This window comes from Oleiagrimonas citrea (genome assembly GCF_012395255.1).
In the GTDB taxonomy this organism is placed as follows: Bacteria; Pseudomonadota; Gammaproteobacteria; order Xanthomonadales; family Rhodanobacteraceae; genus Oleiagrimonas; species Oleiagrimonas citrea.
This window is the reverse complement of sequence record NZ_JAAZQD010000002.1, coordinates 250,667-276,303: the sequence shown is the minus strand read 5'-3', so window position 1 is coordinate 276,303 and position 25,637 is coordinate 250,667. Positions and strand designations below refer to the sequence as shown.

At 62.1% G+C, this 25,637-nt stretch carries 25 protein-coding genes and 1 tRNA gene; 9 read left to right on the top strand and 17 right to left on the bottom strand.

What is annotated here, in order from left to right; all coding sequences use genetic code 11:
- Positions 1 to 29 precede the first annotated feature (29 nt).
- Genes mobF through HF690_RS05200 form a run of 5 tightly spaced genes read right to left on the bottom strand, consistent with a single transcriptional unit; the run spans position 30 to position 5,717 of the window.
- Complete coding sequence (gene mobF / locus HF690_RS05220; RefSeq protein ID WP_168608701.1) at positions 30 to 2,672, bottom strand: MobF family relaxase; 2,643 nt, start codon at positions 2,670 to 2,672, stop codon at positions 30 to 32.
- Between the two features lie 3 nt (positions 2,673 to 2,675).
- Positions 2,676 to 4,757 (bottom strand): type IV secretion system DNA-binding domain-containing protein, encoded by a 2,082-nt coding sequence (locus HF690_RS05215; protein ID WP_168608700.1) that lies wholly within the window; start codon positions 4,755 to 4,757, stop codon positions 2,676 to 2,678.
- A complete protein-coding gene (locus HF690_RS05210) occupies positions 4,754 to 5,215 on the bottom strand; it encodes a hypothetical protein (protein WP_168608699.1) in 462 nt (153 codons plus the stop codon). The genes HF690_RS05215 and HF690_RS05210 overlap by 4 nt, the downstream gene beginning before the upstream one ends.
- Positions 5,212 to 5,484, bottom strand: a complete 273-nt coding sequence (locus HF690_RS05205) for a hypothetical protein (RefSeq protein ID WP_168608698.1) — start codon at positions 5,482 to 5,484, stop codon at positions 5,212 to 5,214. Before HF690_RS05205 ends, HF690_RS05210 begins: the two co-directional genes overlap by 4 nt.
- Positions 5,481 to 5,717, bottom strand: coding sequence for a hypothetical protein (locus tag HF690_RS05200; protein ID WP_168608697.1), 237 nt, complete (start codon positions 5,715 to 5,717; stop codon positions 5,481 to 5,483). The genes HF690_RS05205 and HF690_RS05200 overlap by 4 nt, the downstream gene beginning before the upstream one ends.
- Before the next feature lie 363 nt (positions 5,718 to 6,080).
- On the opposite strand from HF690_RS05200, the gene HF690_RS05195 reads away from it, so the two are divergent.
- Positions 6,081 to 6,269 carry a hypothetical protein gene (locus HF690_RS05195; protein WP_168608696.1) on the top strand — a complete coding sequence of 63 codons (189 nt, stop codon included), beginning with the start codon at positions 6,081 to 6,083 and terminating at the stop codon, positions 6,267 to 6,269.
- Positions 6,266 to 6,784, top strand: coding sequence for a hypothetical protein (locus HF690_RS05190; protein WP_168608695.1), 519 nt, complete (start codon positions 6,266 to 6,268; stop codon positions 6,782 to 6,784). The genes HF690_RS05195 and HF690_RS05190 overlap by 4 nt, the downstream gene beginning before the upstream one ends.
- On the opposite strand, the gene HF690_RS05185 is transcribed toward HF690_RS05190, so the two are convergent.
- The 3 genes from HF690_RS05185 to HF690_RS05175 all read right to left on the bottom strand — a co-directional run bounded on the left by HF690_RS05185 (position 6,750) and on the right by HF690_RS05175 (position 8,230).
- A complete protein-coding gene (locus HF690_RS05185; RefSeq protein ID WP_168608694.1) occupies positions 6,750 to 7,091 on the bottom strand; it encodes a hypothetical protein in 342 nt (113 codons plus the stop codon). The genes HF690_RS05190 and HF690_RS05185 overlap by 35 nt on opposite strands.
- Positions 7,092 to 7,177: 86 nt before the next feature.
- On the bottom strand, positions 7,178 to 7,360 hold the full coding sequence (locus tag HF690_RS05180) for a hypothetical protein (protein WP_168608693.1): 183 nt from the start codon (positions 7,358 to 7,360) through the stop codon (positions 7,178 to 7,180).
- Positions 7,361 to 7,405: 45 nt separating this feature from the next.
- Complete coding sequence (locus HF690_RS05175) at positions 7,406 to 8,230, bottom strand: DUF4190 domain-containing protein (protein ID WP_168608692.1); 825 nt, start codon at positions 8,228 to 8,230, stop codon at positions 7,406 to 7,408.
- A gap of 126 nt (positions 8,231 to 8,356) precedes the next feature.
- On the opposite strand from HF690_RS05175, the gene HF690_RS05170 reads away from it, so the two are divergent.
- Positions 8,357 to 8,641 carry a helix-turn-helix domain-containing protein gene (locus HF690_RS05170; protein WP_168608691.1) on the top strand — a complete coding sequence of 95 codons (285 nt, stop codon included), beginning with the start codon at positions 8,357 to 8,359 and terminating at the stop codon, positions 8,639 to 8,641.
- A gap of 66 nt (positions 8,642 to 8,707) precedes the next feature.
- Here the strand turns inward: HF690_RS05170 and HF690_RS05165 are convergent, their stop codons facing one another.
- Positions 8,708 to 10,282 (bottom strand): DNA primase family protein, encoded by a 1,575-nt coding sequence (locus HF690_RS05165; RefSeq protein WP_168608690.1) that lies wholly within the window; start codon positions 10,280 to 10,282, stop codon positions 8,708 to 8,710.
- A gap of 53 nt (positions 10,283 to 10,335) precedes the next feature.
- Positions 10,336 to 10,629 (bottom strand): hypothetical protein, encoded by a 294-nt coding sequence (locus tag HF690_RS05160; protein ID WP_168608689.1) that lies wholly within the window; start codon positions 10,627 to 10,629, stop codon positions 10,336 to 10,338.
- Between the two features lie 501 nt (positions 10,630 to 11,130).
- Here HF690_RS05160 and HF690_RS05155 point away from each other — a divergent pair.
- On the top strand, positions 11,131 to 12,597 hold the full coding sequence (locus tag HF690_RS05155; protein ID WP_168608688.1) for a type 4 pilus major pilin: 1,467 nt from the start codon (positions 11,131 to 11,133) through the stop codon (positions 12,595 to 12,597).
- A gap of 164 nt (positions 12,598 to 12,761) precedes the next feature.
- On the opposite strand, the gene HF690_RS05150 is transcribed toward HF690_RS05155, so the two are convergent.
- Positions 12,762 to 13,247 carry a JAB domain-containing protein gene (locus tag HF690_RS05150; protein WP_168608687.1) on the bottom strand — a complete coding sequence of 162 codons (486 nt, stop codon included), beginning with the start codon at positions 13,245 to 13,247 and terminating at the stop codon, positions 12,762 to 12,764.
- Positions 13,248 to 13,723: 476 nt separating this feature from the next.
- On the opposite strand from HF690_RS05150, the gene HF690_RS05145 reads away from it, so the two are divergent.
- Positions 13,724 to 14,437 (top strand): DUF6988 family protein, encoded by a 714-nt coding sequence (locus HF690_RS05145; protein ID WP_168608686.1) that lies wholly within the window; start codon positions 13,724 to 13,726, stop codon positions 14,435 to 14,437.
- A gap of 3 nt (positions 14,438 to 14,440) precedes the next feature.
- On the opposite strand, the gene HF690_RS05140 is transcribed toward HF690_RS05145, so the two are convergent.
- Positions 14,441 to 15,802 (bottom strand): tyrosine-type recombinase/integrase, encoded by a 1,362-nt coding sequence (locus HF690_RS05140; protein ID WP_168608685.1) that lies wholly within the window; start codon positions 15,800 to 15,802, stop codon positions 14,441 to 14,443.
- A 125-nt stretch (positions 15,803 to 15,927) separates the two neighbouring features.
- Here HF690_RS05140 and HF690_RS05135 point away from each other — a divergent pair.
- A tRNA-Thr gene (locus tag HF690_RS05135) sits at positions 15,928 to 16,003 on the top strand.
- 80 nt (positions 16,004 to 16,083) lie between these two features.
- On the opposite strand, the gene HF690_RS05130 is transcribed toward HF690_RS05135, so the two are convergent.
- On the bottom strand, positions 16,084 to 16,281 hold the full coding sequence (locus tag HF690_RS05130) for a hypothetical protein (RefSeq protein ID WP_168608684.1): 198 nt from the start codon (positions 16,279 to 16,281) through the stop codon (positions 16,084 to 16,086).
- Between the two features lie 163 nt (positions 16,282 to 16,444).
- Between HF690_RS05130 and rocF the strand changes: the two genes are divergently transcribed.
- The gene (rocF, locus tag HF690_RS05125; RefSeq protein ID WP_168608683.1) at positions 16,445 to 17,365 is read left to right on the top strand and encodes an arginase; all 921 of its coding nucleotides are present in this window, start codon (positions 16,445 to 16,447) and stop codon (positions 17,363 to 17,365) included.
- A gap of 66 nt (positions 17,366 to 17,431) precedes the next feature.
- Here rocF and HF690_RS05120 read toward each other — a convergent pair whose 3' ends face one another.
- Positions 17,432 to 17,761, bottom strand: a complete 330-nt coding sequence (locus HF690_RS05120) for a YegP family protein (RefSeq protein ID WP_113064321.1) — start codon at positions 17,759 to 17,761, stop codon at positions 17,432 to 17,434.
- A gap of 119 nt (positions 17,762 to 17,880) precedes the next feature.
- Between HF690_RS05120 and HF690_RS05115 the strand changes: the two genes are divergently transcribed.
- Positions 17,881 to 19,242 (top strand): tryptophan--tRNA ligase, encoded by a 1,362-nt coding sequence (locus HF690_RS05115; RefSeq protein WP_168608682.1) that lies wholly within the window; start codon positions 17,881 to 17,883, stop codon positions 19,240 to 19,242.
- The gene (locus HF690_RS05110) at positions 19,242 to 19,556 is read left to right on the top strand and encodes a hypothetical protein (RefSeq protein WP_113064323.1); all 315 of its coding nucleotides are present in this window, start codon (positions 19,242 to 19,244) and stop codon (positions 19,554 to 19,556) included. The genes HF690_RS05115 and HF690_RS05110 overlap by 1 nt, the downstream gene beginning before the upstream one ends.
- A gap of 108 nt (positions 19,557 to 19,664) precedes the next feature.
- Here the strand turns inward: HF690_RS05110 and HF690_RS05105 are convergent, their stop codons facing one another.
- The 3 genes from HF690_RS05105 to HF690_RS05095 all read right to left on the bottom strand — a co-directional run bounded on the left by HF690_RS05105 (position 19,665) and on the right by HF690_RS05095 (position 25,637).
- The gene (locus HF690_RS05105; RefSeq protein ID WP_168608681.1) at positions 19,665 to 23,021 is read right to left on the bottom strand and encodes a S41 family peptidase; all 3,357 of its coding nucleotides are present in this window, start codon (positions 23,019 to 23,021) and stop codon (positions 19,665 to 19,667) included.
- A gap of 230 nt (positions 23,022 to 23,251) precedes the next feature.
- Positions 23,252 to 24,595: a dihydrolipoamide acetyltransferase family protein gene (locus tag HF690_RS05100; RefSeq protein WP_113064325.1), complete on the bottom strand. Its 1,344-nt coding sequence runs from the start codon at positions 24,593 to 24,595 to the stop codon at positions 23,252 to 23,254.
- 61 nt (positions 24,596 to 24,656) lie between these two features.
- The gene (locus tag HF690_RS05095) at positions 24,657 to 25,637 is read right to left on the bottom strand and encodes an alpha-ketoacid dehydrogenase subunit beta (RefSeq protein WP_113064326.1); all 981 of its coding nucleotides are present in this window, start codon (positions 25,635 to 25,637) and stop codon (positions 24,657 to 24,659) included.

Sequence of the window (25,637 nt, the reverse complement as noted above, 5' to 3'; positions counted from 1 at the left end):
TGGTTTTTGTTGTTATTTGCGTTCATGTGTCACCGCCCGAACGCATGAGCGCGTGAGCGCTGGCGTGTCTGTTTCTGCTGTTCTTGTGTCTGCTCGCGTTTGCGCTTGAACGCGCTGACCAGCTCGCCCAGCTTGTCGAACGCTTGCGCGAGCGCACCGCGTGCCTGCTCGTGCTGCTGTTCTTTCTCCTTGAGCATGTCCACCGCGTTGAGCTTGTCGCGGAACTCGTCCAGCGATTCCGCGAGCTGCTCGCGCCCTTCGGGCGTCGTGAAGACTTGCAAGCGCTCTTTGGTGCGCGTAAAGGCCACAAGGCCAAGGTTGCGCGACATGCTGCGGCCTTCGGCCAGCCAGAACACGGACGCCTTGCCTTGCCCTTGGGCTTTGTGGACTGTGCCGGCGTAGCCGTAGCCCAGCGCGTCCATTTCTCGCGTGCTGAACTCGACCAAGCGCCCATCTTGCGCGGGTATGTCGCTCTCAATCCGCACGCTCAGGCGGTGCCCGCCTTGCGTGTCTGCTTCGATGCGTTCGACGGTGGCCACGGTGCCGTTTGTCACGCCAAGCGCTCTGTCTCGCTTGCCGAAGCGCACGCGGTCGCCCGCCGCCAGGTCAAGCGGTTGCCGCTGACCTAGCAGGCGGCCCCGCACTTCCACGGGCTGCGAATCTTGCAGCTCGCCGCGCTCTTTCCGCGCTTCGCGCAGTGCGTGCGTGAGTGCGTCGCATTGCGCGTTTGTCGGCGCGATGATGAGCTTGTCACGCGCTGCCGCCGGGTCTGCTAAGTAAGCCGCGACAAGGGCCGCGCGGGCTTGCTCTGTGTCTTCGTGTTGCGTGAGCTGCTCGCGCTTCTCCATCGCTTCAACAAGCGTTTGGCCACTGGTCCCCGCGTCGTAGAACATGCGGGCAAGCGCTCGGTCTTGCTCGTGCTTCTGCCTTCTGATTTCTCCGAGCCGGGCCTCGCCCGTCTCGCGCATCGCGAGCACGAAACCCGCGCCAGCCTCCACGGGCTGCAACTGCTGGGCATCGCCCACCAACACCAGCTTGCCCCCGGCGGCATCGACGGCTTGTTGAATGTCGCGGATGGTCCGCGCGCCCACGGTGCCGGCCTCATCGACAACAACAACGCTGGACGCGCTCAGCTTCAGCTTTTCTTGTCGAATCTGTGCGAGCAGTGACGCGGCAGAGAAGCACTCAAGTCCCGTTTCTGCTGCGAGCTTGTCCGCTGCATCCCACGCCAGCGCCGTGCCAATCACTTCGCGCCCGGCATGCTGAAACGCTTTGATATAGCCGCCAGCACTGGCGGTCTTGCCTGCGCCGGCTTGGCCGGTCACGACAGCAACGCCGCCAGTTTTCAGCGTCACGAACTCGACCGCCGCGCGCTGCTCTTTGCTCAGCTTGAAGCCTTGCGCCTGCTCGTGCTCTTTGATAGCCCGCGCGACGGTTTCAGCGTCAAGCCTCACGCTCTCGTCATTGAGCCGCGCCCGGGCTGCGTCTCCGATTGCGCGCTCTGTTTCGATTTGCTCCACGCTGGCCCAGCGCTCCCGGCCCTTATGGTCGTGCCCAAGTTCGCGAACCTGGGCACGCTCTAGGATGCGGTCAGCTTCGCGCAGACACTGCGCAGCGTTGAGCGCGCCGCCGTGTTCTTTGGCCACCTGCTCGATAAGCTCAGCGCGGCCAAATGCCGCTTCTGTCTTGTGCAGCCGACGCAAAATTGCCGCATCTGAAACGGCTTCTTGGTGGCTCTCGCCCTTCAAGTCTTCCACGCTCTGCCATTGAACTTGGCCAGCGTTGCGCAAGTCTTGCAGCGCTGCCTTGGCGCGCTCCATGGTCTGGCTGAATGTCAGCTCTTCTTTGCCCTTGCGGGTGGCCAGACAAGCGGCCTGAGCGCTCAAACCCTGCTTGCTCATGGCTTCTTCAATCTGCTGGCGGCGCGTGCTGAACTTGCGCTCTACATCAGACGAGACGCCCGCGAGCTTGTGCCAGACTTGCCCCGTCTCGCGCCCTTCAGCGTCACGCTCGCGTTCTTTCGATACTTTGAAGCCGCGCGTCCGCATGCGGTGCGCGAACTCCGCGCGGAAGAGTGCCCCGCCCGCTTTCACTAGCTCTAACAATTCGCGGTTGTCCATCGCGGCCCAAGCGCCCGATTCACTGAGCGCGGCATTGATAACGGCGTTGTGGAAATGAAGGTTAGGCTCACCTTCGCGGCTGCTGAAATGTGCGAAGCGCGCGACGACGAGGCCGGCGACTTTCTCGCGCCCGTCGCCTTTGCGCTTGTATGTGTGCGCCTGTTTGGCCATCCAATCAAGCACGGCATCGCAAGCGGCGTTGCCGTCTTCAATCATCTGCTGCTGCGTCTGCTCGTCTGCTGCGGCAAATGCGAGGCTGTAACTCTTATCTACGCTGAAAGTGAAGTCGTCGCCCAGCCGTTTGCGGCTCGGCTGGCCCGCGTTCTTGACGAGCTTCTGAGTTCGCTTCTTGCCGAACCCTTCGAGCAAATTTCGAAAGTGTTGAGCTTTCACTTTGCCCCGCAAGTTCTGCGCCTCAGCGCCTGCGCCGGCCCACTGACTGACGCCAACAGCGTGGCCTTCGGCGTCAATGTAGTATTCGCTGAGCATGTATTGCACGACTGCCAACGCGTCCTTGCCCTTGCTCTGTTTAAGCGTGCTGTGACTGAGCATGAGTTAGTCCCCCGGCATCTGCTGAATGGTGGGGGAAGGCTGAGGCGGCGCGCTGGCGTTGAGCAGCTCTTGAAGCACTTCAAGCCCTGCCGTGGCTTCGTTCACGCCGTGAACGCCCAGCGCCTCGGCCCCCATCTTCGCGCTTTCTTCCATTGCCTCGGGGCTTGTCATTTCGCGCTTCGGCGCAGGCTTCGCGCCGACCACGCGCGGGCGTGCCTGCTTATCTGGCTCTTGTGGCTGCGCTTCACGCTGCCGCGCCGGCTCGTTCTCGCGCTCTTGCTTGTGGGGTTTTCCACCCGCCAAACCCGCTTTGCTGCTTGTCGCTTCGGCTTCGTCCTTGCCCAAAGTCCAAGGCGCAGGGATGCGACCCTCTCGCCGCTTGGGAGCCGGCACGCCCGGAAAATCCAACCGGCCACAAAATCCGCCGGTTGTGACCAGCGCCCGCACGAACCACGGCCCCTTTTTGCCGCCGCGCGGGCCGAGGGTTTCGGTGAGGTCTGAGGCTAAGACGGCGTCGCGCTCTGTTTCGTGATAAGCCGTCGATGCGCTGACCCCGGCGTAACTGCTGCTGAGCGTCTCTGACATGGCCGCAACGCGCACGCGGCCCAAACGCTTGGCCAGCATGTCGCGCGTTGGCCCCGGCGCAATCTGAAAGTAGGCATGAGTTGCGCAAAGGCCAGGCAGCGCGTGCGCGTCTTCGCGCCCGTATACCTTTTCAATCTGCGCGAAGTCTTGGAAGCCCAAGAACGCATGAACGCCCTTGCTCCGGCCCTTGTCGAGCAGCGCGCTGAGGCTGTTCAAGCGGCCCAGTGCGGGCAGCTCGTCGAGCAGAAAGAAAAGGGAGCGTTCGCGGCTGTCCGGGGTGTTGGGTGAGATGAGGTCTTGCGCGACAACATCTAAGATTGCGCCGATGAACGAGGCTTCGAGGCCGTTTGTCTGCAATACCACCCGGCGCGGGCCTTTGTATTCATCACGCGCCCACGCGCGTGCGCTCCACTTCTTGCGCTTCTGGCCATCGCCCCAAGCTTTCGCGAGCAAGCCGACAAAATCGGTTTCTGACAGCAAGTTGCCGTGGTTGATGCTCGCTTGCTTCTCCGCTTCGGGGTCGATGTGCTTTGCTGCGCCGGGGTCTGTCGTGCTGAGCAACTTATACAGCTCTGCGGGGTCTTTGCTGCGCAGCGTGTCTAAGTCTTGCCAGCCCCACTCCCGCCCCTTCGTCTCAATCAGATAGCAGACCATCGCGCGCAAGAGCTGGCGCGCGGTGTTGCTGAAATACGCTTCTTTGCCGGGCTTGATGCACGCACACGCGAACGCGTTCGCGTGCTCGTATGTCGTCAAGTCTGCCGCAATGTCCCAAACCGCTGAGCGCTTGTCCCAAGGGCAGACAAGGGCCAAAGATTTGCTGCGCAAGCCTGCGGCAAAGTCGCCCTTCGTGTCTGCAATAAGCGCCTTGTGATTAGCCCGCTCGATTTGCTCGATGACTGGCCAAAGGGCCGTGGTCTTACCCGAGCCGGGCGAACCGACCAGCAGCACGCCGCGCGCGATTTGCGAGCGCGTCAGCGTCAAGTCTGGATGCAGCTTCAAGAAGGCCGGGTCATCCTTGCGCACCAGTCCGCGCGAGTAAGCTCGCGCGGCTTTCTCTGCTGCCTTGCTGCTGAGCACTTGCACGCCGCCCACTTGAAACTCAGCCGCGACCGGGGTTAGCGAAGCGGCGAACACTGCGCTGCCCGATACAAGGCCCACCGCTGCGGCGATAAGCTGCCGGCCCCACACGCGAGCAAACCCCACCTCATGCGCCCAAGCAATCACCGCCTGGGCGTTGGGTGAGTGGGGTTCAGCAGCGAGCAGCCAAAGAGCCTTGAGCAAAGCCCAAAGGCCGCGCAGGCCGCCGGGGGCGGGCGGCAGGCCGAGGCTGCCGGGGAGCGGTCGCCAGAGCACAACGAGCACGAGCGCGAAAGCCAGCAGCGCAGTGAGCAAGCCGCCGAGGGCGGCAGTGTCCCAGCGGCGAACGAGGGCAGACGGGGGGATGTGCCGGGGCCGAGGCCCGAGATAGATGTTGTAAATCTTGTCTTCTTGAAGCCTCATGCGTCACCGTCCCGCCAGTCCTTGCCAGCGTCGAGCGTCTCGGCGTCGAGGTCGTCCGGCAGGTCTTCGCGCTCCGCGCTGCACCTGCGCCAGCGGAGCCGCGCCGCAAGGTCAAAAGCGCTGAGCACATGAGCGAAGGCCCACGCGCGCGCCGCTGCTTTGCGGTCTGGATGGATGAAGCCGCGAACGCGTGCGCGCTGAATCTCTTTGAGTGCGAACCGCTCAAGAAACCAGCCGGCGCGTCGGCTGAGTTGCTGCTCGTTGTCGAGTTCTTCGAAGAGCTGCGCAAGCTGCATTTGTGCGCGAGCTTGTCGCGCGAAGGCTTGAGCGCGTTTCTTGTCGTAGTCGCTGACGCTCTCCCCCGGCAGCTTCAAGCGCGAATAATCCCAACGGTCTGCGTTGTGTTCACAGACTTCGAGCAAGTGCAGGAAGCGCTGGAAGTGTTGGCCGTTTTTCATGCGTCACCCCCGAGCCGGTCGATGACCAGCGCGAGCTTGTGCGCAAATGTGCTTTGCTGTTCAGCGACAGCATCGAGCGTCTGCGCGCGTTGCTCTTGAAGTTCTGAGCGCAACAGCTCAGCGAGCGTTTGACCATCGAGCCGGGCGCGGATTGCTTGTGCAATCCAGCCGCTGACGCTCTCGCCTTTCTTGCCGGCTTCGCGCTGCACGCGCTCGGCTTCGTCGTGTGAAAGCAAAACGGTTTTGTATGTGCGGTTTCTGCTGCTCATGCCTCACCCCCTTCGCTTTCTTCTTGCTCGCCGGCCAGCGCGTCAAGAAAACGATTGACGGCGGCGAGGTCTTCAAATCCCATCGCACCGGCCCAGCTATCAGCGCCCGGCGCGAGCAGTTGGAAGGTTGGAGGTGGGCCAATTTGGCGCTTTGAAAAATCAGCGAATTTCGCGGGCGCGAGCGTGTAGCCAAACGAGCCGGCACGCTTTCTTGTTTCTTGGTAATTGCTCATAACAATGCTCCTTTTTCTTATTGTTATATTTCCAAGATGCTTTAGTTTTAAAGTTTGTCAATGGGGTAAATGGGTTTTTTTGAAAAACCCTTTATTTAATGCGCTTTTCAAGCACATAAAAAAGCGATTTGAAAAACCAAGAAAAACCCCTGAAAGCGAGTCACAGCAAGGGTTTGAGCAATACACCAAATGGCCACGCAGTGGCCGTTTGGTGTGTCCTCTTGTGCTGTTGTTTTTTGCTTTTGTGCCCGGCATGTGGGTGCATATGCTTTTGATTATGTGGGTGCAGATAATGCGCCGGCATGTGGGTGCATATTGACAGCACCCACACCCGCGTTAATGTGGGTGCATAGGAGTTTGAAAATGAAAACGAAAGAAAAACAGAAACAAAATGCTGCCCGCGCTGCTTCTAAGCGCTGGCGCTCGAAGCGTCACGCGGTGCGCGTGTGGCTCTCAGAGTCTGAGTTTTTCGCGCTCGCGCAGCACGCTGACGCGAGCGGCGAGACGCTCGCGGGGTTCGTCAAGCAGCGGGCACTTGAGGCCAAGTCATGACCTGGCCATCCTCGCTTGACGGGGACTTCTTAGAGCGCATCGGCGCGGAGAATTTCGCGCGGCTTGTGTCTGTTGAAGTGCGCGAGCTGGGGCACGATGTGGTCGGCGAGGTAGACCACGACCGCCAGCGGATCTTGCTTGCCCCTCTATGTGCGGCAAATTCTGACCAGTGCCGCCGTGTGTTCTGTCACGAGCTTGCGCACCTCGTGACCCGTGGCGATGGCCATGGCGTGCGCTTTCTCGCTGTCTACGCGACGCTTCTTAAGCGCCTGCACTCCGATGCCTGCCCGGCTTACCTTGTGACTCTGTATGAAGCGCAAGGGGCGCTTGAGCGCGCCTCCGAGGCGTTCGCGTTTGCGTCTGAGTTTGCCCGTTGGCCCGTGCCGGTTGAGCTGCTCGCGCTGTTCGCTGTGAACCGCTTTGGCTCACAGCAAGAGCAGCAAGATCTGGCGCAATCAGTGCCGCGTCTAGTTGATGACTTCAACTCCAGCTGCCTCGATGCGCCTCAGCAATGATCTGCTCAATTTCCGCTGCGCGTTCCTTCTTGCTTTCAGGGTCGTTGAACTCGTCTTCGATGCTTTGAAAAAGAGCGGCCCGTAACACCTCAACATCGTTGAACCACGCGTCGTCTTGCTCTGTGTAGTGTTCACTTTCGGGGTTCGGCTTCCATGCCTTTCGTAGATGCCTCAGCATCGCCATGATCGCCGTGCGCCGCGCTTCCAAGCGGTCAATATATTTCTTCAGCGCGGCGTTCTCACGCTCCAGACGCTGCAAGCGAGCACCAACCATCAAAACCATGTCGTCCGCCAGGTCATCGCTCATCGCATCCTTCCTTTCCCAGTCTGTTACGTAAGTGCTTCGCGCCCTTGAATGCGGTTCATGGTTCAACCGCTCAGCGGGGACAAGTTTCAGTGGTGCGTACCAAAAAATTGCACAGTCAGCAGCCAGACGGCCCACAAGGCCCAAGGGACTGAGATGACGGCTTGAGCCGCTAGGATGGCGTTCCCCAGCACGTCTGACGTCGTCATATCAGCAAGCTTGTTGGTGCCCCACAAGAATACGAGCAGAACGATGAAAGCAATGATGCCCATGGATGGTTTGCCTCCTTGGCTATAGACGAGGCCTGCACGTCGATGTCACTGCATGAGGTGAAGGAACGAAAAGACCGCGCCGCCGAAGATCACCAAAGCCACGATTCCAACCGCCAGCGCAATGGCGCCGAGCACCACACCGGCTGTGGCCATGCCGCTCCCGGTCAGGCCGGGACTGGCCCGCATGTGTTTCTTGGCGGTGAGGCCGAAGGTCAGCGCCAGCACGCCGAACAGCAGGCCGATGCCGGCGAACGATGACAGCAGGCTCAACAGGCCAAAGACCAGGCTGGCGATGGCCATGCCACTGTTGCGGCGGTCAATGGGGGCAATCTGCGCTGGGCCATTCGTGGGGGAGGGCGTTGCCGTGCTTGCGTCCCGACGCTTCGCCGGCATCTGTTTGAGCAACATGACCAGGCAGGCCACGAAGATGAGCAGAGTCGTGATGTTGCCGATGACCCATAGTGCGTATGCAGTAGAGGGTAAATACAGTGAATATCGATGGAGAAGATTGAAGCCTTGGATGGCGTCAATCGGCGATGGGGCAATGAAGAAATAAGTGGTTCGAACTATGCCCAGATGGGGGTTGAGTTGGTTGAGAATCTGAAGGGTCAGGCCAACAGCGCCCGTGCCCAGTAGAACCACCAAGATCCACTTGGCTACTTTGCTGGTGAGGAACATCGCGCAGCCGATGGCAGCCCCATAGACCATGTCCAAGACAACGTTCCAAATCTGGGCTGTCGTTACGATGTTTGACGTTGGGTGCAGGCTCATCACCAGCAGGTTAATGTCGGTAACCAAGCGGGCGATGACGCCAAACATAAGCAGGCTGAGCAAGCCCAGATAGAGCTTCCGTGCGGTCGGTGCGGTCATGCGTGTTGTCCCCTGTGTATGCGCGGAATCGAGCTGATTCGTGTATCTATAATATAGGTATTAAATCTGAATTACCTATAACTCTAACTCAGGTATAGCTTCGAGAGCCGTCCACAAGGTGCGGCCATGAAGCGAACCTCTCTCTACAGCCAGCAACACGCTGTTCTCGTCAGCTATCTGAGAGAGTTGCGCGTGCTGAGGGAACTGACACAGGCCGACGTGGCGCGGGCCATCGGCCGACCACAGACCTACCTCTCCGATGTGGAGAAGGGCAAAAGGGGACTGGATCTTCTCCAGGTCAAGGAGCTGTGTGACGCCTACGGGCTGCCGTTTCCTGATTTTGCCAAGGAATTCGACAAGCGTCTGAAAAAGGCAGGGGTTAAGCCTGCGGCGAAAGCTTCCCGCTCCTAAGAGCTGCTCGCGCTGCTCGCTGTGAACCGCTTTGGCTCACAGCAGGAACAAGGAACGCTTGCGCGCTCAGTGGCGCGTTTCGTTGCTTGAAGCTTCCGAGCGCGTGCAGCGGGCGGGCGTCGGCAGGCTGGCCAGCTCGTTGAACAAGTCGTCACTCTCTGCCCAAACCACACCGGGCAACTCTTCCGCCTTGGCAGGTGCTGGGGCCTCCGTGCTGGTCGCGGCTGGGTCGTGGTCTTCGTCGTAACTTACATTGACCAGCCGCGCCCGCTTGCCGTTCACCGTGCCTTTCCGCTCTGTGAGCTTGTTTGCGAAGTCTGGCTTGCGGCTCAGCTTGCTCCAGAACACAGACTCTTTGAGCGGTTCGGCCCCCGTCTCTGCACAGAAGCGCGCATAAGCGGCGAAGACCTCAGCCTTCGGCGTGTCAGTCCTGTTCGTGCATTCGACGACCTGCGCCACGCGCCACGCTTCCACGCTGTCCAAGTTCTTAGCCTTAGTGATGGCTTGGACGCACAGCTCAGGCCATTCGTGCCGCGCAAGCATGCGCCCGCGCATGACGACGCGCACAGCCCCAGCGAGCAGCCAGTCCAACACAATGGCCGCTTCTTGCTCGAATATGTCGTCAACGAGCATGTCGTTTTGCTCATGCTCGGGCACTGTGTGCCGGAACGGCACAACACCGATTCGCCGCCAGACGCCGTCTGAGTTGTCCCGAACGAAAGGCAGCGAATTGGAACAGATGAGCCATTTGGCCGCTGGCTTGTATTCGACCGCATCGCGGTGCTTGCGCTCAATGCTCAACGACTGGCCGGCAACCAGCGACTTGAAAACGCCCTCGTTCCACTTTCCGTCGCTGACTTCGTCAGTGTAGAAGAGCGACGCGCCAACGATTTTTTCAAGAGCGAAGCGGTCGCCGATTTCATGCAGCGACAGCGAACAAGAGCGCGCATGAAAACGCTTGACCAGCTCGGCCAAGGTGCTCTTGCCGTTCGCGCCACTGCCGACCCACCACGCCGCATGAGAGAAGACGCGCGGCAACAACGACGCGCCGGCCTGCTCCTGGACGAAGGATTGCAAGTCTTCCTCCGGAAGGCAGCGCGCAAGGAAGCGTCCAAAGAGCGAGTCGGCGGGGACGGGTTGGGGCTGGTATTGCTGTCCGTGCTTGGCGTGCGTAGTGGCTGCGATGGCATAGGTCAGGCCAAAGGTGGGGTCTGGCGCATGTGCGTGAATCGTACCGTTCGGCAGGATTTCAAGCGTGGCATCGTTGCATGGAATCAGCGTGCGGCGCACGTCGCGCTGAGGGAGCGGCGCATCGTTGCGCAGTTCAAGAATCGCTGTATCTGCGCAGGTTGTCGCTGTGTTCTTGTCTGCCTTGTCGCTGCTTTCAGAAAGAAGCCATTTGAACGCAGCATCCACCAAGCTGCCTTTTCCTTTCATCGGCAGCGCTGACCAGTGCGAGCCGGCCCACTTGTAAGCAATATCGAGTTCACCAGCCAGCCTCCCGGCAACAAGCCCGGCGAGGCAATCCCCGGCAAATCGTGCTTCTGTTTTGTATTCCATCCCGCGTCTATTTAGCGTTTGTTTTTGTGGGTGATTGATGTTGACAACATTGTTTTGTTGTGTATTCTGTTGTTTAGACATAGTTTTTCCTTTATTTGATTGTTGACCCCGCCCGCATTGGCGGGGTTTTTGTTTTAGTGCTTCTTCTTTTCTGTCTGTTGCGCGAGCACTCCGCGCAAATACTCGCTGACCGACTGCCCAGCCGATGCCGCCTTCTTTATAATCGCAGCGCGCACGGGTGCAGAGACACACACTGTCAATCTTGCATATTGATGCTTTTGAATTTGTTTCATTTCTTTCCCCTTATTTTCAGGTTTTGGTATATATACCGATAACCCACCAAAATAGTATGTCAACCCCATTTGTGAAAATAATTTAATTTTCTTTCTTTCTGTAATGCGTCCGGGGTGTCCGGGTATGTAAACCACCCCGGACACCTTCGAAACCCGCGCCGTTGTTGACTTCGTCCGGGGTGTCCGGGGTGTCCACCCGTTTTAACTTTTGTATGCGCATGCGCATGCGCGGGCGCGGGCGCGCCCGCGTAATAAGTTGTTAGGCCCGGACACCCCGGACACCCTGGACAAATCCAGTGTTTATAAGGCTTTCAGCCCGTCCGGGGTAAAAATCGACCCCGGACACCCCGGACACTTTGGCTTTGTTTTCGGCTTTTCTTGTGCGCTTCGTCACGCTTTCAATCGCACCTCAGCGCGTTAGCGCTCTCCCATTTTCCAAATAGCTTGGGGGTTGGGTGGTGAAACCCCCATCAAAGGCACAAAAAACCCCGCCTTGGGGGCGGGGTTCGTTCTCTGGTGGGTAAACTTTCAAACCACCCTCACATGAGCAAAGCGGGGAAAGGAGTAAACCACTTTGCTTCTTCACTCTAACGCGCGTTTCCCTCTTGTCAACGCTTCTAAAACTGTTATGAATAAATGAGTCTTCATAAAAATAAAAAGGAGGAAGACATGAAAACGAAAAACAAAATCACACGCCCCTCGCGCGGCTACACACTCGTTGAACTGCTGATCGTCAGCGGCATTGTTGCCGCTGTTGGCGTTGGCGCGCTGACTGCTTACATTCATGCGAGCAGAAACACGCAAACGCACGAAAGCGCGCAAAGCGTGCAGAGCATCGCGCAAGCCGTTCACGCTGTTTACGACGCTGGCGGAAACTACGACGGCTTGAGCGCGTCTGACTTGCTGCACGCCGGCCCCCGCTTTGACTCTGCAAACATCGCGCCGAACGGCGACGCGCTCGTGAACCGCTTCGGCGGCGCAATCACGCTTGAGCCGGCCAGCGCGGGCGCGGCGTTCACTCTGACGACGACGCAAGTGCCCCGCGCCAACTGCGCGGGTGTCGTGGCACAGACACAGAGCGGCTTTGGTGCTGTCAGTGTGAACGGCAAGGCCGTGAAGTCAGACTTGCTCACTTACACCGCGCCCGCTGCTGCTGACGCTTGCAGCAAAGACGTGAACACCATCGTTCTAACTTCGAAAGCTAACGCGCCGCAAGCTGCCTCAGCCACTCCGCTGGGCAGCGGGAACGGCGGCACGCTGCCGGCGCAGCCTCAGCCACTTTCCGCCTCTCTCCCGCCGCTTCAGAACACGTCCGTTGGCGCTCTCGCTGTCGCACAGCCAGCAGCGCCGCAAGTCGTCGCATACGCCACGGCACCGCCAGCGGTCGGCTCAGCAAGCGCGCAAGCTGGCCAAATTTCATCCGCGTCTCTCAGCGCCCCCGCCCCCGCGCTGGCACCAGCCACGGCCACGCCGCCCGCCACTTGCGTGGCTGGCAATACGCTCGTGAGTCAGAAGGCCACAGGCACACAGAGCACCGGCAAAACGCAAAGCGCTTCTTGCCCGAGCGGCTACACTGGCAGCAAGACGCAAACGCAGTTTGCGACTGTCTACGCCGACACCTACCAACAAACCACCTGCCCGGCGGGCGCGTGGGGTTCGCCCAGCACGAGCACAAGCACGACAACGAGCAGCGGCGCGCCTTATAGCTGGCAAACGACAAGCAACACCTGCAAGAGCGCCACGCCGTTGCCTTCGAATGTGTCGCTCAAGTTGGCGATGTGGGGCGGAGAAATCGACATTACGCCGACGACTTCAACAGCCTCTTCGTATGAAGTCGGCGTCTCTTGTCAGCCCACTGCCACGGCTCCAGCGCATTCGCACAGCGTCAGCGCGTCGAGTTGGTCGCAAGCCGCTTCAACGATGTTCGTGCCTGAGTCTCATTTGAAATACAGCGACTCTTACATTGCTGGCACACTCTCGATCAGCTCTTGCACCTCCGGCGTCGTGACTTACCCAGTCAAATACTGGGTTCGGGCCTGCAACGCGGGCGGCTGTTCGGACTGGTCAACGCTTGGCGCGATGTGCTCTTGGAACCACTGCTAAGCGCCCCGCCGCTGGTTTTGCTGTCCTGTTTTTCCTCCGCATGGGAGGCTTAGAAGTAACAGACGAAACCGAAAGATTCGGCAAGTCATTTTGCCACCGAGCAAGGTGGAAGACAGCAACCGGGGGCCGCGAAAGCGGCCCCCTTCTTGTGTGCTGGTTGGGCCTCAAATGAGGCCCCGGCTCGCCATGCTGGTGCAGCCTTCGGTCCCGACCACGATGTGGTCAAGGATGCGAACGCCCACCAGCTTCAGCGCAGAGCGAAGCTCCTCTGTGATGTTGCGATCGGCGCGACTGGGTTCGGCCATCCCGCTGGGGTGGTTGTGGGCCAGGATGGCGGCGGCTGCGTTGCACTCAAGGGCAGCGCGCACCACTTCACGGGGATGGACTGAGGCACCGTCAACGGTGCCGTTAAAGAGCCGCTGGCAGTCAAGAATGCGGTGGCGATTGTCGAGCCAGAGGACGTGAAATTCCTCGTGAGGCAGACCCGCTATGCGCATGCGGAGAAAGTCGGCGGCATCGGCGGGGTCTGAGATGGCCCCGAGCCGTTCGAGCTTGCTGCGGAGGAACTGTTCGGCGGCTGCGAGTATGTCCGTTTCGGTGGTCTTGCCGGTGAGGCGGTAGTTGCCGGCGCTGTCTTTGGCGATGCCCATGTCTTGTCTCCCCGACGCGGGATTGCGCCGTGGGTCCGACAAGAGCGAAGCGGGAAAGGCAGACAGCACCTGGAAGCGACCGCACTGCGGTCGATGGAAGGCGGGAACAACGTGGACGAGGCCCTGCGCCTTGCTCATGCCGACGCGAAGCGATGATGGCCCACGACAGGCGCAAGGCTGCGGCGGGTGATGGTGGGTGGAGTTCAGCACGCGCGACCAGCTGTGGCGGCGCGCTTACGCCTTCGCCCGCGCTGCGAACAACTGCGCGCCTGCAACGCTGGGGGCTGCTCGAACTGGTCCGCGTTGCAGGCGATGGGTTCGTGGTCGATGCTGTGACGCTTCACCACTCCAAGCAAAGGGCCCGCTAATGCGGGCCTTTTTTTCGTGATGCGGGTGCGAACACTTGGGCCTTGGTAGGCTTGCAAGCTGACAATGTGGCAGAACTGTTCAGCGCTCAATTATGGGAGGAGCAAGAGATGCCAGACAACATCGAAATCGTGAGGGATGTTGCAAATCGCGCCATGGAACACATCGAAACGATACCAGCGGCAATGAATCGATTTTCATATGGCGCGAGAAACCCGCGAATTGATTTAGCCGCCAAGCTCTCTCGTGCTTCAGTTGACTATGGCAGAGCCATCACCATTCTGGCAGCGGACTGCTACTTGGACCTTGGCGCACCAGCCTTAAGCTTGCACCGCATGCAGCTTGAGCAATTACTCCGCGCGGCCTTTTTTGCAGGGCCAGCGTCTGAGGAAGAAGTCGAATTTTTCATCCGCAATGACAAATTGCGCTGCCGACCGCGAGCAAACGGCAAAACCTATCCAATGACCCTCAATGAATTGGCTGAGATTGTAGAACCTCAGCTAGACGAAGAAGTCGAAGGAAGGTTGCCGCGAATAGTCCGAAATTCCGCACAAAACCTAAATCCCTTAATCCATGGCGGCCATGCCCTCATAAACCTTTATTCGGGTCCAGATGGTCTCGTCGGTTTCCACGCAGGGCCCGAGGTAATGTGGAACACCTTGGACAACGCCGTGGGCTTTGCGAATTTCTCCCTAGCAATAGCGGCCAAAATTTCAGTCAATACTAGGGAAGAAGTCTCTGAAATCCTGCAAGAACCGTTCGCAAGCCTGCATCGCTGGCAAGAACATATCAGGAGTAGGAGAGAAGCCGGCGCGGATGCCTGAGAGCTACTTCGCCCGCGCCAAAAGCGCCGCCGCCAGCGTTTCATTGAACCCCACCTCATCAAGCGCCGCCAGCGCGCCGACCAAGTCGCCCCCAGCACCTGGTGGCGCGCTTTTGCCCTTGCGCTGGCTCTCGCCCGCGTAGAGTTTCGCGCCCAAATCCTCGGCCTTCGCGTTGAAGTAGCGGGCCAACATCTTCAGGTCATCGTGACCGCTGATTTTCGCCGCTTCCAGCGGGTTCAGCACGCCAGCGATTTCAGTGATTCGCGTATGCCTCAAGTCGTGCAGGCGCACGCCCTCAACGCCCGCTTGCGCGCAAATACGTGTCCACGCTTGGCTGAGCGTGTCAGCCGCAACGCGCTCGCCCGCGCTGGTTTGAAACACTGGTGCGGCGTCGCTGTAGTGCCCTGCTTCTTGCTGCTCTCGTTTGAGCATTTCGAGCATGTCGCGCACATCTGGGCCGAATGGGACGCGGCGGTTTTTCGGGCGGTAGCCCGGCTTTTGCTTGTTCTTCGTCTTCGTGTCGCGCAAGTGCGCAACACCCGCCTCAAGGTCGATATCTGGCCAATCGAGCTTGACCGCCTCGCCCCTGCGGGCCGCCGTGTGGCGACAGAAGAGCAGGGCGGCTTTGGTGCCGCCGTGGATGTTGGAGCGCGCCAAGGCTTCGCTTATGCGCGCTTCTTCGTCCGCCTCAAGCGTGCGCTCTCTGCCTGTGTGCGGGCTGGGCAGGTCCAGCGCTTTCCAATCTGCGCAGGGGTTCGCGCAGGGTATGTCCCACTCCGTGCGCGCTCGCTGAAACAGCTTGGAGCAAAAGCTGATGACATGCCGCACGCTGTCCGCCGAAGCCGGACCGCCTCCGCGTCCTCGCAGCTTGAGCGCCAGGGCGTCGGGGTGGCCGGCGAAGTGGGCCGGCTTGAGGTCTGTGAGGCGCAACCGCCTCAGCTCTTCAAACCGCGTCTTGCCCGTGTTCTCGCCTGTAGTTGCCAGCCCTAGCAGCATCCGCGCGATGCTGAGCGCGTTCTTGTCGTAATGGTTCAGCGCGCCCGCGTTGGCTTCTTTCTTCGCTGTGAGTTCGTTGAAGTAGCGCTTAACAAGATCGCCAAATGTCAGATGATCGGGAAGCTCAGCGGCGGGCTTGTCGTGTTTGTGCAGCGCTGCCCACTCGCGCGCCGCGTAGGCTTCAGCGTTGGCCAGCGCTTTGCCCTTGTCGCCCGGCATGTCGGGGTCGAACGGGTAACGCACTGTTGGCAGGTATCGCTTGCGCCCGTCGGGGTCCGTCCAGCGTATGCGAACCTCAAACCTCGGGCGGCCATCAGTGCGCTCGTAGACGCCGCGCACGCCCCGCCGGTTCTTCTGCTGCCTTGGCATGCTGTATCCTACCCCGCGCTATGCGAGTGCTATTGCCGGTCCATTTGTCTCAGAAATGTCCCAGCTTTTGTGGCGGATAGCAAGAAAGACAATTAATGCTAGAATCATCAAGCATTTATAGCCGTGCCGGCATAGCTCAGTTGGTAGAGCAACCGCCTTGTAAGCGGTAGGTCCTCCGTTCGAGTCGGAGTGCCGGCACCATGTTCGAGCAGAGGGCGTGAGGACGCGTGTTCAGTGCCGCGCTCCACGTTTTCCAGCAGCGCTTTGCTGAATCCGTGTTCTCAGTGGAACCACGGAATCCAGTGCAGGAAGTACGCCGCGACCCAGTACAGGGGCCAGATGCTGGCCAGGAACACGTTCAGTGGAATCTTGATGAACCAGTTCCAGCCTTGGTAGAGGCCGTGTTTGTCGAAGAACATCAGGTAGACGAAGGTCGCGATCGTGCCGACCGTGTACAGGAACGACAGCAGGCGTTTCATGATGGCTCCTCGACTCCCCGGGCAAGGGTGATGATACGTCAGTCCTCGCCGCCACGCGCTGTGCGCGTGCTGTGTCGGGAGGTCGTGGAGACGGGTGCTTTATAATGAACGGCTATGACGCGGTTGCCGACGCGCCGCGCAAACCCAGATCCATGGAGGTTTCATGAACCGATTTCCGCCCATTTCGCTGATTGGCGTACCCACCGACATCGGCGCCGGCCATCGTGGCGCGCTGATGGGGCCGGATGCCCTGCGCGTGGCCGACATTGACAAGGTGCTGCGCGCGCGCGGCCTGGAAGTGGCCGATCGCGGCAATCTCAGCGGCCCGGTCAATCCGTGGCTGCCGCCGGAGGATGGCTACCGTCATCTGGACGGCGTCATCGAATGGAATCGGCTGACCATGGAGGCGGTCTACGCCGAGCTGAGCGAGGGGCGCCTGCCGATCATGATGGGCGGCGACCACTGCCTGGCGACCGGTTCGATCACCGCCGTGGCGCGCTACTGCCGCGAGCAGGGGCGCAAGCTGCGCATTCTCTGGCTGGACGCGCACACCGACTTCAACACCAGCGAGCTGACGCCGTCGGGCAACATCCACGGCATGCCGGTGGCGTGCCTGTGCGGGCACGGCCCGAAGGGCCTGACCGAACTGGGCGGCAGCAAGCCGGCGATCGATCCGTCGATGGTGCGGCAGATCGGCATCCGTTCGGTTGACGAGGGCGAGAAGAAGTTCGTCCACGAGGCCGGGCTGGAGGTGTACGACATGCGCTACATCGACGAGTTCGGCATGAAGCGCGCAATGGAAGAGGCGCTGACCGGTCTGGACAAGAACACGCACCTGCATGTCAGCTTCGACGTCGATTTCCTCGATCCGTCGATCGCGCCGGGCGTGGGCACCACGGTGCAGGGCGGGCCGAACTACCGCGAAGCGCAGCTGTGCATGGAGATGATCGCCGACACCGGGCGCATGGGATCGCTCGACGTGGTCGAGCTGAATCCGGCCTACGACGACCACAACCGCACGGCGGAAGTGGCCGTGGACCTGGTCGAGAGCCTGTTCGGCAAGTCCACGCTGATCCGCGGCTGATCTGCGCAGCCGCATGCGCGGCGCTCTGTCCAGAGCGCCGCGCCAAGCCCCTGTCGTGCGGTGCGATCAGCCGTCGGCCAGCTTGGCGCCCGGCGCGTTCTTGGAAACCGAAGCAATGCCGTTGTCGCGCGCGCGCTCGGTCTCGTACATCTCGCTGTTGCCGATGACCTGGCTGTTGCGCGCCTTCAGCACGAAGTAGTGCTTGCCGTTCTTGGCCGTCTTCTTCTCGAAACGCTTGGCGTCGCCGGCGTTCTTGCGCACCGACTCGATGCCGTTGCGCGCGCCGCTGCGCGAGGCGTAGCCCTGGCTGGCCAGAATGACCTCGCCGTTGCCGGCCTTGAGGTGGAAGTGGGTCTTGCCGTTCTTGGCGGTGAACAGTTCGAACTTGCCTGCCATCGTGAATCTCCCGGTGGTGGAAACGACGTGGATACAAGGACTGCTTCGGATCGCAACCGCGCGGCGATTGCATGGACCATGGTATGCCGTAAACTCAACGGCTGTTTGCGCGACGCAGCATGATTATGCGAGTTCTGACCGGCATCACCACCAGTGGCATTCCACATCTTGGCAACTACGTGGGCGCGATCCGCCCCGCCGTGGCCGCCAGTCAGCGCGAGGATGTGGACGCCTTCTACTTCATGGCCGACTACCACGCGCTGATCAAGTGCGACGACCCGGCGCGCGTGCAGCACTCGCGTCTGGCCATCGCCGCGACGTGGCTGGCCTGTGGCCTGGACCCGGACAAGGCGACGATCTATCGCCAGTCCGACATTCCCGAAATTCCCGAGCTGACCTGGCTGCTGACCTGCGTCACCGCCAAGGGCCTGCTCAACCGCGCGCACGCCTACAAGGCGGCAGTGGACGCCAACACGGTCTCCGGCGAGGACCCGGACGCCGGTGTGACCGCGGGTCTGTACATGTACCCGGTGCTGATGGCGGCCGATATTCTCGCGTTCAACGCCAACCGGGTACCGGTCGGTCGCGATCAGGTGCAGCACATCGAGATGGCGCGCGACATCGCACAGCGCTTCAATCATCTGTACGGGAAGGAGTTCTTCGTCCTGCCCGAGGCGGCCATCGAGGAGCACGTGGCGACGCTGCCGGGCCTGGACGGCCGCAAGATGTCCAAGAGCTACGACAACACCATTCCGCTGTTCGAGGGCGGCGCCAAGGCTACGCGCGCGGCCATCATGCGCATCGTCACCGATTCGCGTGAGCCGGGCGAACCCAAGGATGCCGACGGCTCGGCGCTGTTCACCATCTTCCGCGCCTTTGCTGAGCCGGACGAGACCGCGGCGTTCCGCGCCGATCTTGAGGGCGGTCTGGGTTGGGGCGATGCCAAGCAGCGCCTGTTCGATCGCATTGACGCCGAGCTGGCGCCGATGCGTGATCGCTATGCGCATCTGATGGCGCATCCGAACGAGGTCGAGGAGATCCTCATGGCCGGCGCCACGCGCGCGCGTAAGACGTCCGAGCCGCTGCTGGAAACCCTGCGTGAAGCGGTCGGTCTCGGCCGCGGTGCCGTTCAGGCGCCCGCGAAGAAGGAAAAGCGCAAGAAGAAGGGCAAGCAGCTGCGCATGGTCAGTTTCCGCGAGAAGGACGGCAGCTTCCGTTTCCGCATCCTGGCCGCGGATGGCGAAGAGCTGGCGCTTTCGCGCGGCTTCGCCGACCCGAAGGCCGCCGGTGCCTGCATCCAGGAAATCATGGCCATGGGCGAGACGCTCGCCATCGCGCCGGCCGAAGGCTCGTTCGTGGTCACGCTCAACGGCGAGTCGGTGGCCGAAAGTCCGGTTTTCGCCGACGCCTCGGCGCGCGATGCCGGCATGGATCGCCTGCGTGCCGAACTGGCCGCGCTGGCGGCCGAGGGCAAGGACTGATGGAGTATCTCGGCCTGATCCTGTTGGGGCCGTGGTTGCTCATCCTGGCCTGGGCCTACTGGCGTTTTCCGAAATCCCTGCCGCGCACCGTGGGTCGTCGCCTGTTCGATGCCGGCGTGCTGATCGCGGCTATCGTGGTCGCCTATGCACTGACTCGCTACGGTTTCATGGCGGCGGCCGATCCTGCACGACCCGGCCGGGTCGGTGTCTGGCAAATGGTGGCGCCGGTGCTGTATGCCTACGGCGGATTCTCCCTGGTGCTGTTCCTCGGGCTGTGGCTGCGCCGGATGCGCTGGGGACGGCCCTCGGCTTGACTCCGGCGATTCCCGTTCCGGACAAGAAAAAAGGGGCGCATCGGCGCCCCTTTTTCGTGGCTGCATGCCGGCGCCTGTTCCTGCTACCGGCATCGCGGGTGCGGCTTGTCAGCCGCAGGTGGTGTGGTTCATGTGGTCGGTGCACTGGGGATAGACCGGCTGCTTCGGGAAGGCCGGTGTCCACGGCGGCGGCGCCGGCAGCGTGCGCGGTGCGGCCTTGATCTTCTTCATCAGCATGTCGACCGCTGTCTGCAACTGGGCGTCGTGGCCGCGGTTGAGCTGGCCCGGCTTGTCGTGCACGGTGACGTCAGGTTCCACGCCGATGTTCTCCACCACCCATTTGGAGTGCAGCGAATACATGGCGTTGTCCGACACCGTCAGGTGGCCGCCATCGAGCAGGCTGAACGGACCGTCGTAGCCGCGCACGCCGGCCCAGCTGCGATCGCCGATGATCGGACCCAGATGCGCCTGCTTGAACATGTAGGGGAACATGTCGCCGTTTGAGGCCGAGCCGCGGTTGTAGATCAGCGCCTTGTAGCCGTAGGACGCCGTGGGTCCGGTGAAGGTCCAGCCAAGGCGGGTGGCGAACATGTTGGTCAGCTTGCGCGCGATGCGCGAGAACACGCTCATTTCCAGCGCGTCCGAGCCGCCCAGGTTCCAGCGGTCGTCGAAGACGATGCCCTGCTTGTGCATCTGGCTGGCGTACTGGCGAATGAACTCGTGTGCGCCGGTGGCTTCGAAGTCGTTCAGGTACACATAGCCGACCTTGCCGTTGGAGAGCTTGCTGACCATCTCGCGGTTATGCCGAATCCACGCCAACAGGTGCAGTTTTTCGGCATTGGCGATCGGCTTGACGTGGATGGTCCAGGCCTGACGGCCCGAAGCGTGGCGTGACAGCCGCAAGCTGACGGTGGTGCCGTACGTGCCATTGAGCAGCGCGTAGGGGTTCATCGGCGCTTTCAGCGATTGGCCGTTGATGGCCAGCACGTAGTCGCCGGTGGACACCTTCAGGCCCGGCTGCGCCAGCGGCGCCCGGTAGCCGGGGAGGGTGTTGTCGCCATGATAGATGCGCGCCAGCTTGTAGCGACCGGAGGCCGTGTCGAGGGCGAAATCGGCGCCCAGGTCGGCGGTCTCCGAGGCCGGGCTCTTCCAGCCCTGGTCACCGCCGCCGACATACATGTGGCTCTCGCCGAAGGTGGCGATCATGTTGCCGATCAGCCAGTTGACGTCATTGCGGCTGGTGGCCCGGGGCAGCAGCTTTCCGTAACGCTGTCCCATGGCGTCCCAGTGGGCCTTGACCAGTTGCGGATTGAGGAAATAATCGCGCACGTCGCGCCAGGATTCGCCGAAAATCGTCGCCCATTCGGCTCGCGGTTGGACCCAACGGCGCATGTGCGAAAGGTCTAGTTTTTGCGTCTTGGCTTTCTTGTCGAAGCTGGTGGGACGCAGCACCCAATGTCCCTTGGACTCATACATCAGGGTCGAGTCATCCGCGGACAGGGTCAGGTCCTGGCCGCCGTCGTCCAGGGTCAGGTCCTTGCGCTTGTCCAGATCGTAGGCGCGCAGTTGCGGCTTCTCGCCAGTGAGATGACCGCCGAGGACGTAGTTGGGCTGGGTGCTGTAATAGACCACGCCCTTGGCCGCGCGTACTCGGTCGATATTGGTTGCCGGTACCGGCAACTGCACGGCGCGAGACATCAGTCCTGCGAGGTCGATGTGCAGCGGCCCGGTATGCGTCGATGCCTTTTTCTTGTCGTTCTTCTTGGGTTTGTCGGTGGGCTGGCCGGCGGCCTTGGGCTGACGTGGCGCCAGCGGTGAAGCCGTGTCTTTGTCCAGGGTCGCGGCATACAGGCCGCTGCTGTCGAGATTGGTCGTGCTGCTCCAGTCGCTCGTGCCGCCGGCCAGATTGACCAGGCGGTCGGAGGCGAAGAACAGGTACTTGCCGTCCGTCGAGAAGGCCGGTGCGTCGTCGTCGAACTGACCGCTGCTGATGCCGTGCAGGCTGTGGTCGGTCACGTGGTAAAGGAACAGGCCGCGTTTGCGGTCAGCGAGCATGCGCGAGAAGGCGATCCAGTCGCTGCCGGGCGACCAGGTGACATCGCCGAAGGCCCCGCGGCCGCTACGGTCAGTGGCCACCTTGTAGCGCTTGCCGCTTTGCACGTTCTGCAGCCACAGATGCTCGTCGGCATCAATGTAGGTGATCCAGTGGCCGTCGGGACTCCATGTCAACGGTCCCTGGTAGCTGAGCTTGGAGTCGTGCGTCAGCAGGGTCGGCGCACCGCCGGTGGCATTGCGCAGGGCAATTTCGTCACTGCGGCCTTTGGCCAGGATGTAGGCGATCTGCTTGCCATCGGGTGACCAGGCGGGATCGCGCTCGTCGGCGGCTGGGTCATGGGTCAGGGTCTGTGTGCTGCCATGCTTGGCCGGCACGGTGAACAGCGCACCGCGTCCCGAGAATGCGGCGAGCTTGCCGCTGGGTGCGATGGTGGCGCCAGCGAGCGTCTTGCTGGCATCGGCCCAGTGCGGTTGCGCGTGTTTGTCGTTCATGGGCACGCGCACGTCGATTCGGTGGAGCTGGCCGTCGTTGAAGGTATAGACGTACAGGTCACCGCCGTCGGACAGGGCGATGCCGTCGTGGCCCAGTGTCGGCGAGTCGATGTCGTAGGCGTCGAAGTGGGTCAGCTGAGTGAACTGGTTCTTGCTGAACGAATACGACCACAGGTTCTGCACGCCCTTGGCGCCACGGTCGGAGGTGAAATAAATCGTGTCGCCGTGCCACATCGGCCACACGTCGGCGCCTTTCCAGTGGGTGATCTGGCGGCTTTTGCCGGTCTTGAAGTCGTAGGTCCAGATGTCCTGCGCCTGACCGCCGAAATAGTGTTTGCGGTGGAACGGGCGGAATACGCGGGAGAGCTTGTTGTAGGCCACCTCGGTGCCGCTGGCATTGAACGACAGCGGGCCGGTCCAGGGCAGGGGCAACTGCTTGGGCAGGCCGCCGTCCAGCGGCACGGTGAAGGCGTGCATCACCTGCGGATTGAAGCTGGTGCGGCGCGACAGGAAGACGACGTTCTTGCCGTCTGGCGTCCAGCCCAGCACGATGTTGTCCAGGCTCGTGCGGAGCTTGCCCTCGCCGACCTTGCGGTTGATCGAGTGGTACGTCAGCCGCCGCACCGCGCCACCCGCAGCCGGAACCACGTACACGTCGGTGTTGCCCTGGTACCAGCCGGTGAAGGCCACCCATTGGCCGTCCGGCGAGAAGTGCGGCGCCATGTCGAAGCCGCTGTCGGAGGTGAGCTGCGTGGCGGTCCCGCCCTGCATCGTGGTGCGCCAGAGGTTGCCGCCGGCTTCGAAGACCACGCTGTTGCCGTGCATCGTGGGGTAGCGGATCAAGGCCTTGATCGGGCCATTGGCGGTCGGTGGGGATGCCGCCGTTGCACTTGCTGTCAATGTCAGGCCTGCTGCCATGCACAGGCACCCAATCCATGCTTTCAGCCGTATCGTCATCACGCAATCCTCGCTAAAGAGCCGTGGCCTGTCGCAGGCGCACATCCCTTCTAGCTTTGAATGGCGAGCAAATATCCTCAAGTGGAGGAAGTCATGCGCAGGCGGTGCGGCGCCGCGTGGTGGGCGTTGGTTCAGCAAAAAAAAGAGGGGCCGAAGCCCCTCTTTGCGTGGTGCAGGGATGCGATCGATCGTTACTGCGGCAGCGCCAGATCGTCCAGCAGCGCCTTGAGGAAGCGCGCGGCTTCGCCGCCGGTGGCGGCGCGGTGGTCGAAGGTGATGCTGATCGGCATGCGGCGATGCACCTCGATGCCGCCCATCACCGCCACCACGTCGTGGCTGAGCTTGCCGGCGCCGATGATGGCCACGCACGGCGGCACCACGACCGGGGTCGCGTAGCGGCCGGCGAACATGCCGAAGTTGGACAGGCTGATGGTGTAGCCCGACAGTTCCGAGGATGGGATCGAACGGTCCATCACCTGGTTGCGCAGGCGGTTGATGCCCTGGCGCACGCCGTTGGCGTCGAGCATGTCGGCATTGCGCAGCGCCGGCACGAACAGGCCGTCGTCGGTGTCCACGGCGATGCCGATGTCCACGTGCGGGTGCAGCGTGCGGGTCAGGTTGTCACCGTCGAACCAGGCGTTCAGCGCCGGCACCGCCTTGCAGGCGGCGACGATGGCGCGGATCAGGCGCGCGGTGATGTCCTGCTTGCCGATCCAGGCGTGCAGATCGGCGTCGTCGGCCAGCGTGGTCGGGACCACGTTGGCGTGCGCGTCGGCCATGACGCGGGCCATGTTGCGGCGCACGCCCTTGAGCTGCTCGGGCTGGCCGGTGGCCTGCACGGTCGGCGGCGCGGTGCGCATCGGCTTGCCGGACTGCGACACGGCGGTACGCTGACCGTTGCCCATCGGCGCGGGCGCGGCCGGCGCCGGTGCGGCGGCACGGGCCGGGGCGGCGCCCAGCGGCGCGCTGCCGTCGGCGGCGGCCTGCTTGACGTCCTTCAGCGTGATGACGCCGCCGTCGCCGGTGGCGCGCACGCGGGTCAGGTCGACCTTGAGCTTCTTGGCCATGGCGCGCACGGCCGGCACGGCCTTCACGCCACCGGCGCTGCTGACCTGCTCTACATGCACGGTGTTGCCGCTGGTCATGGCGCCGACCACGGTGCCCTCATCCTCGCGATCGCTGCTGGCGGGCGCGGGAGCCGGGGCGGATTCGGGTGCCGGCGCGGCGGCCTTCTTCTTCGGGCCGTGGCTGTGGCCGGTGTCCTGCGATTCGGCGCGCTGCTTGGCGTTCGGGTCCGGTTCGAAGTCGCACAGGGCGGCGCCGGTCTCGATCACGTCGCCCTCGGCACCGTACAGTTTGACCACCTTGCCGGTGTAGGGAGACGGCACGTCGACGACGGCCTTGGCGGTTTCCATCGAGGCCAGCGGCGCATCGAGCTTGATGTCGTCGCCTTCCTTGACGTGCCATTCGACGATGGTGGCGTCGGGCAGGCCTTCGCCGAGGTCGGGCAGTTTGAAAGTCTTGATATCGGCCATGGTCTTGGGTCCGGATGAAAATGGATTGGGCCCGCCGCCGCGTGGACGGCGGGCGTCACGATCAGCTGACGGCCAGCGTCTTCTGTGCCGCGGCGACGATGCGCTCCACGCTGGGCAGGTACTTCATTTCCAGGCGGAACAGCGGAATGTGCGTGTCGTAGCCGGTCACGCGCTGCACCGGGGCGAGCAGGTCGTACAGGCACTCCTCGGCCAGGCGTGCGGCGATTTCGGCGCCGAAGCCCGCGGTCTTGGGGGCTTCATGCACAATCACGCAGCGGCCGGTCTTGCTGACCGACTCGGCGATGGTGTCGAAGTCCAGCGGCGTCAGTGTGGCGACGTCGATGACCTCGGCGCTGATGCCCTGTTCGGCCAGCTCGTCGGCGGCTTCCAGCGTTTCCTTCACCTGCGCGCCCCAGGTCACCAGGGTCACGTCGGTGCCGTCGCGCAGCACGAAGCACACGTCCAGCGGCAGCGCCTCGCCGTCGTCCGGCACTTCTTCCTTGTACTGGCGGTAGATGCGCTTGGGCTCGAGGAAGATGACCGGGTCGGGGTCGCGGATCGCCGCCAGCAGCAGACCGTAGGCGCGCGCCGGCGAGGACGGAAGGACCACGCGCAGGCCCGGTACGTTGGTGAACAGGTGTTCGTTGGCTTCCGAGTGATGCTCGGGCGCGCGGATGCCGCCGCCCCACGGGGCACGGAACACGGCCGGCACGGACAGGCGACCGCGGGTACGGTTGCGCATGCGTGCGGCGTGGCAGTTGATGTGCTCCATCATCGGGTAGATGAAGCCCTCGAACTGCGCTTCGGCGACCGGCTTCATGCCCTGCACGGCCAGGCCGACCGTGGTGCCGGCGATGGTGGTCTCGTCCAGCGGCGTGTCGAGCACGCGCAGCGGACCGAACTTTTCCTGCAGCCCCTGGGTGGCGCGGAACACGCCGCCGTTGACGCCGACGTCCTCGCCCAGCACGACGACCGAATCGTCGTGCGCCATTTCGTAGGCCAGCGCCTGGGTGACCGCTTCGATGAGAGTGATCTGTGCCAT

Coding starts and splice junctions, on each gene's coding strand:
- HF690_RS05140 (WP_168608685.1), bottom strand. CDS start 15,802: ATGCCAAGGCAGCAGAAGAACCGGCGGGGCGTGCGCGGCGTCTACGAG.
- HF690_RS05120 (WP_113064321.1), bottom strand. CDS start 17,761: ATGGCAGGCAAGTTCGAACTGTTCACCGCCAAGAACGGCAAGACCCAC.
- rocF (WP_168608683.1), top strand. CDS start 16,445: ATGAACCGATTTCCGCCCATTTCGCTGATTGGCGTACCCACCGACATC.
- HF690_RS05165 (WP_168608690.1), bottom strand. CDS start 10,282: ATGTCTAAACAACAGAATACACAACAAAACAATGTTGTCAACATCAAT.
- HF690_RS05195 (WP_168608696.1), top strand. CDS start 6,081: ATGAAAACGAAAGAAAAACAGAAACAAAATGCTGCCCGCGCTGCTTCT.
- HF690_RS05210 (WP_168608699.1), bottom strand. CDS start 5,215: ATGAAAAACGGCCAACACTTCCAGCGCTTCCTGCACTTGCTCGAAGTC.
- HF690_RS05215 (WP_168608700.1), bottom strand. CDS start 4,757: ATGAGGCTTCAAGAAGACAAGATTTACAACATCTATCTCGGGCCTCGG.
- HF690_RS05150 (WP_168608687.1), bottom strand. CDS start 13,247: ATGGGCATCGCCAAAGACAGCGCCGGCAACTACCGCCTCACCGGCAAG.
- HF690_RS05110 (WP_113064323.1), top strand. CDS start 19,242: ATGGAGTATCTCGGCCTGATCCTGTTGGGGCCGTGGTTGCTCATCCTG.
- HF690_RS05100 (WP_113064325.1), bottom strand. CDS start 24,595: ATGGCCGATATCAAGACTTTCAAACTGCCCGACCTCGGCGAAGGCCTG.
- HF690_RS05145 (WP_168608686.1), top strand. CDS start 13,724: ATGCCAGACAACATCGAAATCGTGAGGGATGTTGCAAATCGCGCCATG.
- HF690_RS05115 (WP_168608682.1), top strand. CDS start 17,881: ATGATTATGCGAGTTCTGACCGGCATCACCACCAGTGGCATTCCACAT.
- mobF (WP_168608701.1), bottom strand. CDS start 2,672: ATGCTCAGTCACAGCACGCTTAAACAGAGCAAGGGCAAGGACGCGTTG.
- HF690_RS05105 (WP_168608681.1), bottom strand. CDS start 23,021: ATGGCAGCAGGCCTGACATTGACAGCAAGTGCAACGGCGGCATCCCCA.
- HF690_RS05095 (WP_113064326.1), bottom strand. CDS start 25,637: ATGGCACAGATCACTCTCATCGAAGCGGTCACCCAGGCGCTGGCCTAC.
- HF690_RS05205 (WP_168608698.1), bottom strand. CDS start 5,484: ATGAGCAGCAGAAACCGCACATACAAAACCGTTTTGCTTTCACACGAC.
- HF690_RS05175 (WP_168608692.1), bottom strand. CDS start 8,230: ATGACCGCACCGACCGCACGGAAGCTCTATCTGGGCTTGCTCAGCCTG.
- HF690_RS05170 (WP_168608691.1), top strand. CDS start 8,357: ATGAAGCGAACCTCTCTCTACAGCCAGCAACACGCTGTTCTCGTCAGC.
- HF690_RS05185 (WP_168608694.1), bottom strand. CDS start 7,091: ATGAGCGATGACCTGGCGGACGACATGGTTTTGATGGTTGGTGCTCGC.
- HF690_RS05200 (WP_168608697.1), bottom strand. CDS start 5,717: ATGAGCAATTACCAAGAAACAAGAAAGCGTGCCGGCTCGTTTGGCTAC.
- HF690_RS05190 (WP_168608695.1), top strand. CDS start 6,266: ATGACCTGGCCATCCTCGCTTGACGGGGACTTCTTAGAGCGCATCGGC.
- HF690_RS05180 (WP_168608693.1), bottom strand. CDS start 7,360: ATGGGCATCATTGCTTTCATCGTTCTGCTCGTATTCTTGTGGGGCACC.
- HF690_RS05130 (WP_168608684.1), bottom strand. CDS start 16,281: ATGAAACGCCTGCTGTCGTTCCTGTACACGGTCGGCACGATCGCGACC.
- HF690_RS05155 (WP_168608688.1), top strand. CDS start 11,131: ATGAGTCTTCATAAAAATAAAAAGGAGGAAGACATGAAAACGAAAAAC.